This window comes from Flavobacterium ginsengisoli, assembly GCF_029625315.1.
Taxonomy (GTDB): domain Bacteria; phylum Bacteroidota; class Bacteroidia; order Flavobacteriales; family Flavobacteriaceae; genus Flavobacterium; species Flavobacterium ginsengisoli.
On sequence record NZ_CP121110.1, the window covers coordinates 905,199 to 917,968 of the forward strand.

Annotated in this window: 20 protein-coding genes and 1 pseudogene; 8 read left to right on the forward strand and 13 right to left on the reverse strand. The window is 30.0% G+C overall.

Features of this window, described 5'->3' with window-relative positions; all coding sequences use genetic code 11:
* Positions 1-24: 24 nt before the first annotated feature.
* The 5 genes from P5P87_RS03970 to P5P87_RS03990 all read right to left on the reverse strand — a co-directional run bounded on the left by P5P87_RS03970 (position 25) and on the right by P5P87_RS03990 (position 2,491).
* Positions 25-630, reverse strand: coding sequence for a DUF2268 domain-containing putative Zn-dependent protease (locus tag P5P87_RS03970; RefSeq protein WP_278021640.1), 606 nt, complete (start codon positions 628-630; stop codon positions 25-27).
* 53 nt (positions 631-683) lie between these two features.
* Positions 684-953 (reverse strand): hypothetical protein, encoded by a 270-nt coding sequence (locus P5P87_RS03975; RefSeq protein WP_278021641.1) that lies wholly within the window; start codon positions 951-953, stop codon positions 684-686.
* A complete protein-coding gene (locus P5P87_RS03980; protein ID WP_278021642.1) occupies positions 943-1,455 on the reverse strand; it encodes a hypothetical protein in 513 nt (170 codons plus the stop codon). Before P5P87_RS03980 ends, P5P87_RS03975 begins: the two co-directional genes overlap by 11 nt.
* Before the next feature lie 60 nt (positions 1,456-1,515).
* Entirely contained in the window at positions 1,516-1,839 is a 324-nt protein-coding gene (locus P5P87_RS03985; RefSeq protein ID WP_278021643.1) for a hypothetical protein, read from the reverse strand.
* Positions 1,840-1,942: 103 nt separating this feature from the next.
* Entirely contained in the window at positions 1,943-2,491 is a 549-nt protein-coding gene (locus P5P87_RS03990) for a hypothetical protein (RefSeq protein WP_278021644.1), read from the reverse strand.
* 139 nt (positions 2,492-2,630) lie between these two features.
* On the opposite strand from P5P87_RS03990, the gene P5P87_RS03995 reads away from it, so the two are divergent.
* Positions 2,631-3,212 carry an HD domain-containing protein gene (locus tag P5P87_RS03995; RefSeq protein ID WP_278021645.1) on the forward strand — a complete coding sequence of 194 codons (582 nt, stop codon included), beginning with the start codon at positions 2,631-2,633 and terminating at the stop codon, positions 3,210-3,212.
* An 83-nt stretch (positions 3,213-3,295) separates the two neighbouring features.
* Here P5P87_RS03995 and P5P87_RS04000 read toward each other — a convergent pair whose 3' ends face one another.
* Both P5P87_RS04000 and P5P87_RS04005 read right to left on the reverse strand, forming a co-directional pair.
* On the reverse strand, positions 3,296-4,468 hold the full coding sequence (locus P5P87_RS04000; RefSeq protein WP_278021646.1) for a hypothetical protein: 1,173 nt from the start codon (positions 4,466-4,468) through the stop codon (positions 3,296-3,298).
* A 35-nt stretch (positions 4,469-4,503) separates the two neighbouring features.
* On the reverse strand, positions 4,504-5,010 hold the full coding sequence (locus tag P5P87_RS04005; RefSeq protein ID WP_278021647.1) for an endonuclease V: 507 nt from the start codon (positions 5,008-5,010) through the stop codon (positions 4,504-4,506).
* Positions 5,011-5,232: 222 nt separating this feature from the next.
* On the opposite strand from P5P87_RS04005, the gene P5P87_RS04010 reads away from it, so the two are divergent.
* From P5P87_RS04010 to map, 6 genes are all read left to right on the forward strand, one after another.
* Positions 5,233-6,111 carry a chromate resistance protein ChrB domain-containing protein gene (locus P5P87_RS04010; RefSeq protein WP_278021648.1) on the forward strand — a complete coding sequence of 293 codons (879 nt, stop codon included), beginning with the start codon at positions 5,233-5,235 and terminating at the stop codon, positions 6,109-6,111.
* 46 nt (positions 6,112-6,157) lie between these two features.
* Complete coding sequence (locus P5P87_RS04015) at positions 6,158-6,655, forward strand: hypothetical protein (RefSeq protein WP_278021649.1); 498 nt, start codon at positions 6,158-6,160, stop codon at positions 6,653-6,655.
* Between the two features lie 75 nt (positions 6,656-6,730).
* Complete coding sequence (locus P5P87_RS04020) at positions 6,731-7,126, forward strand: VOC family protein (protein ID WP_278021650.1); 396 nt, start codon at positions 6,731-6,733, stop codon at positions 7,124-7,126.
* Positions 7,127-7,179: 53 nt separating this feature from the next.
* Positions 7,180-7,749: a Crp/Fnr family transcriptional regulator gene (locus P5P87_RS04025; RefSeq protein WP_278021651.1), complete on the forward strand. Its 570-nt coding sequence runs from the start codon at positions 7,180-7,182 to the stop codon at positions 7,747-7,749.
* A gap of 80 nt (positions 7,750-7,829) precedes the next feature.
* Positions 7,830-8,567 (forward strand): SDR family NAD(P)-dependent oxidoreductase, encoded by a 738-nt coding sequence (locus P5P87_RS04030; RefSeq protein WP_278021652.1) that lies wholly within the window; start codon positions 7,830-7,832, stop codon positions 8,565-8,567.
* 116 nt (positions 8,568-8,683) lie between these two features.
* Entirely contained in the window at positions 8,684-9,448 is a 765-nt protein-coding gene (map, locus tag P5P87_RS04035) for a type I methionyl aminopeptidase (protein ID WP_198855639.1), read from the forward strand.
* 54 nt (positions 9,449-9,502) lie between these two features.
* Here the strand turns inward: map and P5P87_RS04040 are convergent, their stop codons facing one another.
* Both P5P87_RS04040 and P5P87_RS04045 read right to left on the reverse strand, forming a co-directional pair.
* Positions 9,503-9,922: a serine O-acetyltransferase gene (locus P5P87_RS04040; RefSeq protein WP_278021653.1), complete on the reverse strand. Its 420-nt coding sequence runs from the start codon at positions 9,920-9,922 to the stop codon at positions 9,503-9,505.
* 181 nt (positions 9,923-10,103) lie between these two features.
* The gene (locus P5P87_RS04045) at positions 10,104-10,502 is read right to left on the reverse strand and encodes a VOC family protein (RefSeq protein ID WP_278021654.1); all 399 of its coding nucleotides are present in this window, start codon (positions 10,500-10,502) and stop codon (positions 10,104-10,106) included.
* 126 nt (positions 10,503-10,628) lie between these two features.
* Between P5P87_RS04045 and P5P87_RS04050 the strand changes: the two genes are divergently transcribed.
* Positions 10,629-10,979, forward strand: a complete 351-nt coding sequence (locus tag P5P87_RS04050; protein ID WP_278021655.1) for a DUF2200 domain-containing protein — start codon at positions 10,629-10,631, stop codon at positions 10,977-10,979.
* 35 nt (positions 10,980-11,014) lie between these two features.
* On the opposite strand, the pseudogene P5P87_RS04055 reads toward P5P87_RS04050, so the two are convergent.
* From P5P87_RS04055 to P5P87_RS04070, 4 genes and pseudogenes are all read right to left on the reverse strand, one after another.
* A pseudogene (locus tag P5P87_RS04055) lies at positions 11,015-11,573 on the reverse strand (DUF4256 domain-containing protein).
* 12 nt (positions 11,574-11,585) lie between these two features.
* Positions 11,586-11,963 carry a DoxX family protein gene (locus P5P87_RS04060; protein WP_278021656.1) on the reverse strand — a complete coding sequence of 126 codons (378 nt, stop codon included), beginning with the start codon at positions 11,961-11,963 and terminating at the stop codon, positions 11,586-11,588.
* Between the two features lie 7 nt (positions 11,964-11,970).
* Positions 11,971-12,438: an SRPBCC domain-containing protein gene (locus P5P87_RS04065; protein WP_278021657.1), complete on the reverse strand. Its 468-nt coding sequence runs from the start codon at positions 12,436-12,438 to the stop codon at positions 11,971-11,973.
* Positions 12,439-12,441: 3 nt separating this feature from the next.
* Entirely contained in the window at positions 12,442-12,759 is a 318-nt protein-coding gene (locus tag P5P87_RS04070; protein WP_278021658.1) for an ArsR/SmtB family transcription factor, read from the reverse strand.
* Positions 12,760-12,770 lie beyond the last annotated feature (11 nt).

Consider the following 12,770-nt stretch of genomic DNA (forward strand, 5'->3'; position numbering starts at 1 on the left):
AGCAAATAATACTTGTGAATTTCTTTATTTAAAAAATGAATCAAGACTTTCTTTTTTCGCTTTTTGATACTTTTCGATATCAGTATTTAAAAATCCGCTTTCTTTTAAAAATTGTAATGGATCTTTTATATTCAATATATCATCTATTGCCTTTTGCTTGTCTTTTTGTTTATTAAAATAAGATTCAATTATTTTATATCCAATCCAATATCCTAAATCATTTGGTCTGTCATCTTTATTTGAAGTTCCATACAACCAATCTTGATAATCGGTATTTTTTAATCTTGTTACAAATTCTTGGCACAATTTATTTTGGTTTTGCGCTCCATATTTATACGAAAACTGATTAATTGATTCTCCAGAAATAAGTTCGCCAATAAAATCTGCACCACCTTCCATCAAACACCATTTTAAGAGCATGTCTTTACCTGTTATGTTTTGCTGATAATGTATTAGTTCGTGCGCAATTAAGCCCGAAATTCCATCTAGATTTTGAAGCTTTTCAATTCCAATAATAACTCCTTCAGGAGCAGAGGTTCCGCCTGAATTAAATCTTCCGTAAACAAAATAAATAGGAGGAAATTTTGCTTTTGGATACCAATATTTTAATGAGCTGTAAATAGCTCTCACTCGCTTTTCTTTAGAAGAAAGACCATCTAAAACATTTCTCGAAGACTCATAATCTAATTTTCTTTTTTTACAACTGTAAAAAGAGAGTCAGCATTAATAATTCTGTTTTCAGTAAAAGCTTTAACTCCAGGAGAACCTTTTTGAATGTACTCCACAAATGGATTCTCTTTTGATTTGTCCATTTTGTCAAAAGCTATCCAGAAATTATCTGAATCTTTAGTTTCAAATACTGCATCTAAAGGATTGTCTGAGAAATTACTTTGTCCAAAAACAGGAACTTTAATGTAAATTATAGCAAATAGAATAATAAATTTAAGCTTCATGGGGTTTCTTTAAAGGAGTTATCTGTATTTTTCTAAAATTAAACACATTAGAAAAATATTCTTTTTCTTTATCTTCTAGAATTAGCAAACCGTTACAATACGTTATTTCAAATCGGGCACTTTCTAGAAATAAATGTTTTAATCTATAATTATAATCGAGTTCTTTCTCAATCGCGCTAATGATGTTTACAGATTCTTCTTTCTCAGTTTTAAACCATTCGCCGATTTCTATTGTTTTTTTGATACTAAAAGGCAGTTCTACATCATCATATTTCCTTTTAAATAAACTCAAGCAAAAATGATAAACCGTTTCCTCTGGCACCAAAAGCGTTTTTTTATCAAAATGCAGATTATACGTAATTCTAAAATTCGTTTCATCTTCGAGCTGAACGCTAATTTTATTTACTTCATTCACAAAAATGATTGAATTCGAGAAAGTATCAGATTTGTGATTGAAACACTCTGATAAAATTTTTAAATTTTCGATAATTGGTTTATCCATTACGCAGGAAGATTGATTTTTCGGAGCACTTATTACAGCAAATTTTGGTTTGCTTTGATCTTATTTGTTTTTATCAAAATCATCTGGCCATAATCCAAATTTAACCATGTTACCACGATATTTTTCTAGCTCTTTCTCTTTAACCAACTTTTCCCATTCTTCATTTTCCATAGATTTTTGATGAAAAGAGGATACTTTTTGTGATTTTGAATAATTATTAATCTCAATCCTTTTATTGATTCTAACTTTTTGATCGGAAGTTAAATTAACAGCAATCTGTTTCCACAAATCGGATATTGGATTTTTTTCAACAAGTTGGGCCAATAATTCTATTTCCTGATCATTCAGGTTTTTTGGAAAATCGTCCGGACTAAAATCTTTCATAAAATATTTCGTTTAATTCTCTATTGTTCATCAAAATATTCATAACCAGAACTCCCTAAATATCTTTTTCTACCGTCGGGTAATTCAAATCTGGTTTTTAAATTTATAAAACATTTCTTTGCGTGGTAAAAGACTTGTATTTTAAATTTTTATCCTTAAAAATTAACGCTTTTATAGAAGTATTCATTGTAAAATAAGTAATACTTATAAAATCTCCAGTTTCGATTTTCTGGTAGTCTCTTTCATAAATAGAAACGTTTCTGTATTTCTCTTCAATTGGAGAATAAATTGTTATTTCATGAGAAATTGTATCCGAATCATAACCTTCATGAGTTACAATCTCTTTTTTTAAAACTTTCACATTTCCCTCTATCTTTTTTTGAAAAAACAAACCTCGTTTTCTTTCTAAAACCGTTATCAATGCTTGGATGGTAATATAGATCCAGAAACCAAAAACTACCAATATCATCAAAATAGCAAATCCTTTGTCTTCATTGTCTTGCTTTTGTACAGCTAAATAAATTAGATAAATTGGCAGAACTATAGAAAAGAGAGCTAAAAGAACTAACAAAATATATCCTTTTTTCAATTTTCGTTTAAGAAATTTTATATCCTCAGTATTTAATTCTTTAATTTCTAGAATTTCTTGCATTGAATAACTTACTATTTATATACGCTAATATAAGCGAAATCCTCTTACTAATATTTTAATATTTATAAAATAAAGCTTCATGCAACTATTGCAGATTATCATAAAAAGCAATATATTACATTCAATCAAAATTAAAATTATGGAACAACAAAAAGACTGGTCAATAGATGAAATTCAGAATGTTTGGAAACTGGTTTCGAAACTTCATGATGGACAAAAATATGGTGGATTTAATGAAGGCGATAGAGTAGAATATCTTAATCATATTGGAAGTGTTGTTTTTGAAGTTCTAAATGCTCTTCGATTTACAGAAAACATGAATGCTGATTTAGCCATTAAATGTGCGATGCTTCATGATACGATAGAAGATACAGAAATAAAATACGAAAAAATAATGGAACTGTTTGGAAATGATGTAGCTTCTGGAGTACTTGCTTTAACAAAAAACGATAAAATCGAAGATTCTTCTGAAAAAATGATAGACAGTTTAAGAAGAATCAAACAACAGCCTAAAGAAGTTTGGGCAGTAAAAATGGCTGACAGAATTTCAAATCTATACCAACCGCCTTTTTATTGGAATGATGACAAAAAACTATATTACATTACTGAAGCAGAAATCATTCATAATGAACTAAAAGAAGGAAACGAATATTTAGCAAACCGATTGAAACTTAAAATAAATGAATATCATCGGTTTTTGAGTTCGAATCAAGTAATATAATAAAAAAACTCCTCAATTTGCTTGATGAGTTTTTTTTTACTTAGAAAGAAATTATTTTACGACTAAATGTGATTTTTAAAGTGTTAATATGACAAGAGTTTCAATTCATTTTTATATTGGTAAATTAAAATATTACAGCCAGCATAAAATGCAGAATCTAAATCTCTTTTTAGCGTTTGTTTTAATTGTTCAAATTCTAAATCGTAAATTATTATATCAAAATTTCTTATAACACAAATCAATCTATCAGTAATATAATGAGTATATAATGTGCCAAATCCTAAATAAGCAAACTTAGTTTTGATTATTCTAGATGGTTTTTCATTATCTAAAATGGAATACTCTAAAATAGAAAAACTGTCAGTGTAAAATTTATCGTTTGTATAAAGTAATACTACAAACCGATCTCCTTTTGAATTAAAGCATAAATTATGAAAAGCTCCATTAAACTCAAGATCGTCCATATCATAAAGCAAATCAATATTATTTGACTCATTAAATTTAAAAATTTTAACGCCTTGAACTCCATAGTTTGCGTGATGAGTTATAAAAGCAAATTGATTAGCAATATTAGTTTTTGTTACTGATTCAATATATTCATAACCAGACCATTCTTTTTCGGGATATAATTCATCATCACTTAATAAAAACTCAAAAGAAGTATCCTCTTTTATCCAATATACTTTAATGGGATTATGCGTATAGTATTCATCTAAAATTGTAACAAACTCATTTTCTTTATGATAAATCAGGAATATTTGGTTCTTTGCTCTAGCAAAATGTTTTTTATAAATATTAACCCCTTCAGAATTAAAATGATAATAATAGATGTTATCACTATCAATCAGGCATAATATTATAAAATTTTGGTCATGCTCTAAAAATGTCTCTATAATAGCACTTCTAGTCACTTCAGGAGAATGGAGAAGTTTAAGATTAATATCTTTTAAAAGATTAAACTGTTCATCATAAATTAATAAGTGATATGAATAGTCCAGTGATACTAATTGATATATTTTTCTATTATTTTTATCAAAATAAATTGTAACAATTAAATCAGTATAGTCTCGAAAATCGTTAAATAAATATTCCAGATCTACAAGATTGCTTGGAAAGTTACTTTCATTTTTATCTTCTAAAAAATTATAGCTTCGAAGAACGGTATGATTTTTATTTGGGTTTTCATTATTTTTTATTGCATAAAATGCAATAAGCGTAATACCAAAAAGTATAATAAGAGTAGAAAATATAATCATTTAAATAAAAGGTTATTTTTTTTAGTTCAATTTAATTAAACATTCTCCTTACTCAACCTATCCAATTCTTTCAACAGAGTAGGAAATCTAAATTCTCCCGCCATACTCTCTACTTTTTTATATGCTTCTTCCAAATCAATTCCGATAGAAGTGATATATAGCGGTTTCTTGCTATCACCTCTAAAAAGTGCTTTTTTATTCTTTTCTATAGAAGCAAAATTGGTTTTTGCAACACCAATAATTGGAATTTCTTTATTTAGTTTTTCATACAAATAGCCGCCTAAACCATATTTGTTTTCATCGTTTAAATAAACAAATCCGTCAACTACAATAACATCAACAGTCGACAAATCAATTTGTTTTAATAAGCTCAAAATACAAGGTAGCTCTCTTTTATAGAACTCTCCAGGAATGTATTCTTCTACATTGTTTATTGTTTCAGAATGAATTTTAAAGTTTTTGTCTTCATTCCATTCTGCAAATTCAAGACAAATTGTTTTTGCTTTTTGGTCAAAATAATAAGTGTCAAAAGCTAAGATCATTTGGTGTAAAATATTTTAATTTTAGCTAATATAGAAAAACCTTACAAGGAAATTATCTGATCTTTAGTAATTAATTATAAACTTTCTGAAACATTTTTTTATGTCCTTCTAATTCAGACATAAAAGAAATTCTAAAATTTAAAATTCAGTTTTTGATAGCTTATCAAATAAATGTAGCTTAGCTAATATTTTTAAGAAACAAATCCAAAAAACTACATCAAAATGAAATGGATTACCAGAGAGAGACCCAAAATAGATCGAATTGCCTGTCCTTGGCTGATTCGAAAGTTTGTCGATCTTGAATCTGAATTTATTTATGTTCCTTTTGATGACGTTATAACCAAAGCAAAGGAACTTGAAGCTATTCCGTTTGATATTCCAAATGTTGAGTTTACTCATTATAATGAAGAAAGCACTTTTGATTATATAGTCAAAAAATATGAAATTAAAGATCCAGCAATTAAGATTATTGCAGGAATTGTACGCGGCGCAGATACTGACCGACATCAAATTTCGAAAGAATCGGCTGGACTTTGGGCAATTTCTTCTGGGTTAGCTTATAACATTAAAGATGATTATGAGCTTTTAGAACAAGGCATGATTCTTTATGATGCTTTGTATAGCTGGGCAACACATTTGTATCAGCAGAATCATTTACAGAATAGTCCGTTTGAGAAATTATTGCATGAAGTTTATAACAAGTTTATTAAAGACAAAAAAACTTCTGGAAAAACGCCTTCTTGGGTTAAAGATTTAAAGAATATCATTCAAGATCAAATAGACACACAATTTACTTTTGATTTAAAGAAAATTTCAAACGAACTTAATTTGAATCCTTCCTATTTATCTCGAGAATTTTCTAAACATTTTGAAGATTTAAATTTTGGTGAATATGTTAGAAAACTTCGTATTGAAAAAGCAATCATTCTTATCGAAAATTCGTCTCATACCTTAACCGAAATAGCTTATATGACAGGATTTTCAGATCAAAGTCATTTTACGAGAATTTTCAAACTTTATACGGGAAAAAATCCTTCTTCTTATAGAAAAAAACAAAAAAGTAAACCAGATACAAAAGGTAAATTGAATTCTATTTTTTGAAAACCAATGCTCATAGCTTTGTTTATCAAATCAAAAACTAGAAACAATGTTATTTAAACGGATTTTATTTTTTACAGTGCTACTTATTGGTTTTACGTCTTTTTCTCAAACTACATATCCTAAAATAGGGGGATATTTTGGTATTATGCATCCAATAGTCACTATTAATGAAGATGAAACTACTGTAAATTTTAGAGATTATTATGCTGTTGGTTTTCCTACTGGAATAAATATCTGGAAAAACGAAAAAATCGGATTCTCATTTGAAGTCGTTCCCAATATAAAAGAAGATCAAGGAACAAGCAAAGTGACCAATTTGCTATTCCATCCAGGCGTTTTGGTCGCTTTAGGAAAAGGCTACACATTTGCTGGACGAGCTGCTTTTGAAAGTGGTGGAAGATATGGTTTTACGCCTGTTTTCAATAAAACAATTATAAAAAATACAAGCTGTAGTTATTACCTTGCTGTGCCATTGCCCGTTCGTTTTGGAAATGATCATCCTGCTAGTTTTACTGTAGGTTTTCAGTTTGGAATTGCTTTTTAAGGTTCTTAAAAAGAATTAAATCAAGTGTTTGCCAAATTAATTGATTAATTTAGTTATCAATAAAAACCTAAGCTTATGAAAACTAAAATGATATGGGCCAACTTGGTTTCGAGCGATATACAGAAAACAATTCAATTTTACACCGCTCTCGGTTTTAAGCAAAACGGACAAGAAACGAAAGAATTGGTAAGTTTTGTTTTTGGAGAAAATGATTTTGTAATTAACTTTTTCACACCAAAAAGATTAGAAAATGCCATAAGAGGAAAACTCTCTAACACAGCTGTAGACAACGAAATTGTATTTTCTTTGTCTGCAAGTAGTGTAGAGGAAGTTGATCTTTGGTACAATAAAATAAAAGAAATCAACGGAACCATTTTCTCAGAACCTGAAAATTTTGAAGTTGGTTATACCTTTGGTTTTTCAGATCCAGACGGGCATAAATTTAATTTTCTGTACTGGCCGGGAATGTAGTTTTTTTGTCATATGGCAAATTCTCAATAAAAACTTATGCCTAACTTTCGTGTATGAAAGAATTAGTAAATTATATATTGCAATTTGGCAATTTAAATCAGCAACAGATTGATTTGATTTTAACGCAGGCCAAAGAAAAAGAAATCAAAAAAGAAGAATATTTTTCTGAAGCTGGAAAAATAGTCACTGAAGTTGGCTTCATTATAGAAGGAATAATGCGCGTTTGCTACTACAATAACAAAGGAGAGGAAATCACAAAATACTTTATTGACGAAAATAATCTAGTGGTAGATTTAGAAAGTTTTGACAATAATATTTGCTCGTCTGCTTATGTACAAGCGGTTACAGATTGCAAAATTATTGTGTTTTCTAAAGCCAATTGGCAAGAATTACTAGACACAATTGTTGGTTGGGACACGATTGTGCATAAAATCATTTCGAAAGCATTAATTCAGAAAGTGGCTAGAAGAAGTCCCTTGGTTTCAGAAGATGCTACAACTCGTTATTTATCTTTTATGGAAATGTTTCCAAAAGTAATTAATCGAGTTCCGCTTTCGTATTTGGCTTCCTATCTCGGAATAACACAATCCTCTTTAAGCAGAATCAGAAAAAATATTCGTTAAAAATCGCTTTTTGCCATATGGCAAATGTTTTTGTTTTTAATCGGTGGAACTTTGCTTCAGATAATTTAAAAATATAAAAAATGAAAACAGTATTAATTACAGGTGCAAATAGGAGCATTGGTTTAGAAACTACTAAACAGCTTTCAGAAAAAGGATTATTTGTTTATTTAGGAACGCGTGATCTTGCAAAAGGAGAAGAAGTAGTAAAAGAATTGAACAAAAAAGGATTCCAAAACATTAAAGCTATTCAAATTGATGTTACCAATGCAGAAAGTGTTTTAGAAGCAAAAAACATCGTTGAAAAAGAAAAAGGTAAATTGGATATTCTGATTAATAATGCCGGAATTTTAGGAGATATTCCGCAAAGTCCTTCGGCAACTTCTATAGAAAACATTCAAAAAGTTTTTGACACGAATTTCTTCGGAGTGATAACTGTAACGCAAGCATTTCTTGATTTGCTAAAAAGATCTGAAAATCCAAGAATTAGCAATATTACATCAGGACTTGGTTCTCTCACTTTACACAGTGATCCAACTTGGAAATATTATTCGATAAAAGCAATTTCATATGTCTCTTCTAAAACTGCTTTAAATGCATTTACAGTGACTTTAGCTTACGAATTAAAAGATCTTCCATTCAAAGTAAACTCAATTGATCCAGGTTACACAGCAACCGATTTTAATCATCATAATGGCCCCGAAGTGTTGAAAGTGCAAGCAAGTTTCATTATAAAACATACTTTATTGGATGAAAATGGACCAACTGGAAAATTCTTCAGCAACGATATTGAAGACGAAAGCGAGGAAAGTCCTTGGTAAAAAGTTAAAAACCTTCCAAAGTCATTGATTTTGGAAGGTTTTTAGCATTTTAATAACGATTCATCTTGTAGAAAAGTAGTAAATTTAGACCGTTATTAATATTAAGAAACAAAACAATGTCTATTACAACCGAAGCAGAATTAGCAGGAATGAAAAAAATAAGTGAAGCTGTAGCTTTTACTTTAAAAGAAATGAGAAAATTTGCCAAACCTGGAATATCGACAAAAGAATTAGACGATTACGGAGGACAAATTTTAAATGATTTAGGAGCGAAATCTGCGCCATATTTAACTTACGGTTTTCCAGGTTGGACTTGCATTAGTGTTGACAATGAATTTTGCCACGGAATTCCTTCTGAAAAAAGAATTTTGCAAGAAGGTGATTTAATTAATATTGATGTTTCTGCTGAATTGGATGGATTTTGGTCAGATAACGGAGGTTCTTTTGTAATTGGTAATGATATAAATGAGCATCAAAAGTTAGTGGAAGCTTCTAGAGATATTTTGCATAAAGCCATTCACAATATAAAAGGCGGCGTTCGTATTTCTGATATTGGTTTTCTGATTGAAACAGAAGCTAAAAAACGTGGTTACAAAGTAATTAAAAACCTAACAGGGCATGGAGTAGGAAGAAGTCTTCATGAAGCGCCGCATGAAATTGCCAATTATAGAGACCGTTTTAATCAAACAAGATTTAAGAAGAATTCTGTTGTAGCAATTGAAACTTTCATTTCTACCAGTTCTACATATGCCGAAACCTTAAAAGATGGTTGGACAATGGTTGGAAACAAAGGCGGTTTTATGGCGCAACACGAACATACTATTGTGGTAACAGAAGGAAAGCCAATTATTTTAACAGAAATGAATGAAATTTGGAATTAAAATTCTATTTAAACAAAAAGCCTCTATTATTTCTAATAGAGGCTTTTTGTTTTATTAAATGACGCCATTTTGTTTGTTAAACGCTGTAATCAAATTTTTATTGGCTTCTATCATTTTCTGAAAATGAATCATATTGGAGTTAAATATTAAATCATAGTTTTCGTCTTTTGGTTTAAATTTATTTACTCCAAAAGCTACACTATTTGGCGGAATGTCTTTTGTAATAATAGAACCCGCACCAATAACCGAATTTTCTCCAATTGCGATTGGTCCTAAAATTTTGGCACCATCGGCAATAATAACATTTTTAGCAATAATCGGGTTGCCAATATTCTCCCATTCCTTACTAATTTTATAGTATTTTAAATTTGCTCCGATAGATACGTTTTGAAATATGACAACATTCTCACAAATTTTAGTCGCTACAATGGTGCATCCACGGCCGTGATGTGCAAACAAAACGCTTTTGTCCATTTCCACACAGTTTATTTCGCAACAATAAAATTTCTCTAGCAAATTGCTCGCAATTAGTTTTAAGAATTTATTTTTTGAATGGCAATTGATTTTAACTAATGTATTAAACATATAATTTTAAGTATTTTTAGATATTTGACATTTTAAAAGAATGTCTAATTAAATCCCATCATTCGTTAACTCAACGAGATTCCCAAAGCTCGATTTTATTGCCTTCAGCGTCCATAATATGAACAAATTTACCATAATCGTAAGTTTCTATATTGTCTAAAATTGTCACGCCATTTTCTTTTAATTGTTCCACCAAACCTTCAATGTTCTGCACACGATAATTGATCATAAAATCCTTTTTTGAAGGTAAAAAGTAATCATCTCCTTTTGGAAACGGACTCCATTGCGCCGAATTTATTTGGTCTGGATTATCTAAATCTCTCGAATCAAAGCTTGAAGAGCCCCACGCATTTATATCAAATCCTAGATTTTTAGCGTACCAATCTTTTGTTTCTTTTGGATTATCCGAATAAAAGAAGATGCCGCCAATTCCGATTACTTTAGGTGTTTTATTATCTTGATTTTCCATAGAAATAACTTTTAAAAATTCCTTGACTTTTTGAAACTCTAAGGTATTAAATATTGTTTGTATTTTTATTCTAACAGCTTTTGATTTATATTTACATAACTGCATTTCTAGCAAAATGATACTACAATGAAAACAGAAAGAATTTACAAAATACTATTTTCTAGCGTTTATCCTTTATACATTCAAAAAGTCGAAAAAAAAGGAGGAACAAAAGAAGAATTAGATATCGTAATCAAATGGCTTACAGGATATAGTGACGAGCAAATTAAAGCACAAATTGAAAAGAAAGTAGATTTTGAAACCTTCTTTGCCGAAGCTCCAGAAATCAATCCGAATGCATCCAAAATCACTGGTGTTATCTGCGGATATCGAGTAGAAGAGATTGAAGATCCTTTAATTCAAAAAATACGATATCTAGATAAATTAATTGATGAAATTGCTAAAGGCAAAAAAATGGAAAAAATTTTAAGAGAATAAAAAAAGTCCTTCAAATTACTTGAAGGACTTTAATTTTAAATTCTTAACAAACCGCGAAAACCTCTAGCAAGCATAATAAGAATCGGCACCATTATGATATACAAAAACCGTATTATATCTGAAATCTGAAAAAATTGCTCCTCCCAATTTTCGTATTTCTGATGGAGTTAAAATCCAGCTTGAAGTTTTGGCATCAAATTTTCCTAGCTTTTGCAAATCTTTATATTGTTCTTCATTTAAAATTTCTATTCCCATTTCTTGTGCCATATTTATAGCGCTGTCTGCAGGTTTGTGTTCTTTTCTTTTTTCCAACGCTTCATGATCATAGCAAATGCTTCTGCGTCCTTTTGGACTCTCTGCAGAACAATCTATAAACAAATATTCATCCGTTTTTTGATCATAGCCAACAACATCTGGTTCGCCTTCCGTTCTTTCCATTTCATCAAGCGACCATAACTTTGACGGATTGGACTTTAATTTGATTTCTATTTTTGACCAATCTAAATTTTCATGTCTACTTTTATTTTTCTCAAAACGTTTTTCAAGAATGCTTAAAAGTTCTTCTTGTTGGTTTGCTGTCAGTTGTTTTTTCATGATTTTGACTTTTTAGTTAGAAGTACATCTTCTGCTTTCTGGTCTAAAATACCAAGAAACTACAGTAAGAACAATTAATAATATTGGTCCGAAAAGTGTTGAAGCATCTTCTTTTACAGCCAAATGCGAAACAACAGCTCCAGACATCGCAAAAAAGAAGCCTGCATAAGCCCATTCTTTCAATAAACCGAATTTAGGAATTAAAATAGCAATTACACCCAAAAGTTTCCAAACGCCTAAAAGAGTCAAGAAATAAAGTGGATAACCCAAACGCTGTATCATTTCAACTTCTTCTTTCATTGGTATAAGCTGTACGATTCCTGTAGAAGTCATTCCTAAAGCCAGCCAAAGTGTGGCAATCCAATAAATAATTTTATTACGTTTTGTCATGATTACTTTATTTAAGTTTAGTTACAATTTCTTCTAATCTATTATGCGCCATATTTAATCCTTGCGCAAATGGCATTTTTAATTGTGTGGCTCTATGCTCAATTGATTTGTAAATAATCTGCATCGTTAATCTACTGGTATCATCTGTTAGTTTTTCAAACTCTAAAAACTCCAATTGAGGTGCAAAATTGATATTTTCCATTTCAAACGTGCGTACTATTTTTTGATTTGGAACAAAATCATGAATCACGCCATTAGCTTTAAAAACTACATTACCGTTGGCATCACTAGTTTCAAACTCCCATCCTCCATATTTTTTATTTTCAAGCTTCAGAACTTTTGTTCCCATCCATTGCGCTACAATTTCAGGATCTTCATAAGCTTTAAATAATAATTCTACAGGCAAATCAAATTCTCTTGTAATTACAAGATCATGTCGGTCGTCTTCAGCGTGAATTTTGGTTTTCTTTTCCATAGTTTATTTTTTATAGTTTTTCATAATTGATTCTAACTTATTAAAACGATCATCCCAAATTTTTCTAAATGGCTCGATGAATTTGTCAATTTCTTTCATTTTTTCTGGATTTAAATGATAATAAATTTCTCTACCGTTTTGTGTTTGATGCAACAATTCACATTCGCTTAGAATTTGAATATGCTTTGAAATCGTCTGTCTTGACGAATTAAAATTCTCGGCAATTGCCCCAGGAGTCATAGCCTGAATGGCAACCAAACTTAAAATAGCTCTTCGAGTAGGATCGGCTATTGCTTGAAAAACGTCTCTTCTAATTTCCATTATGCAGTTAT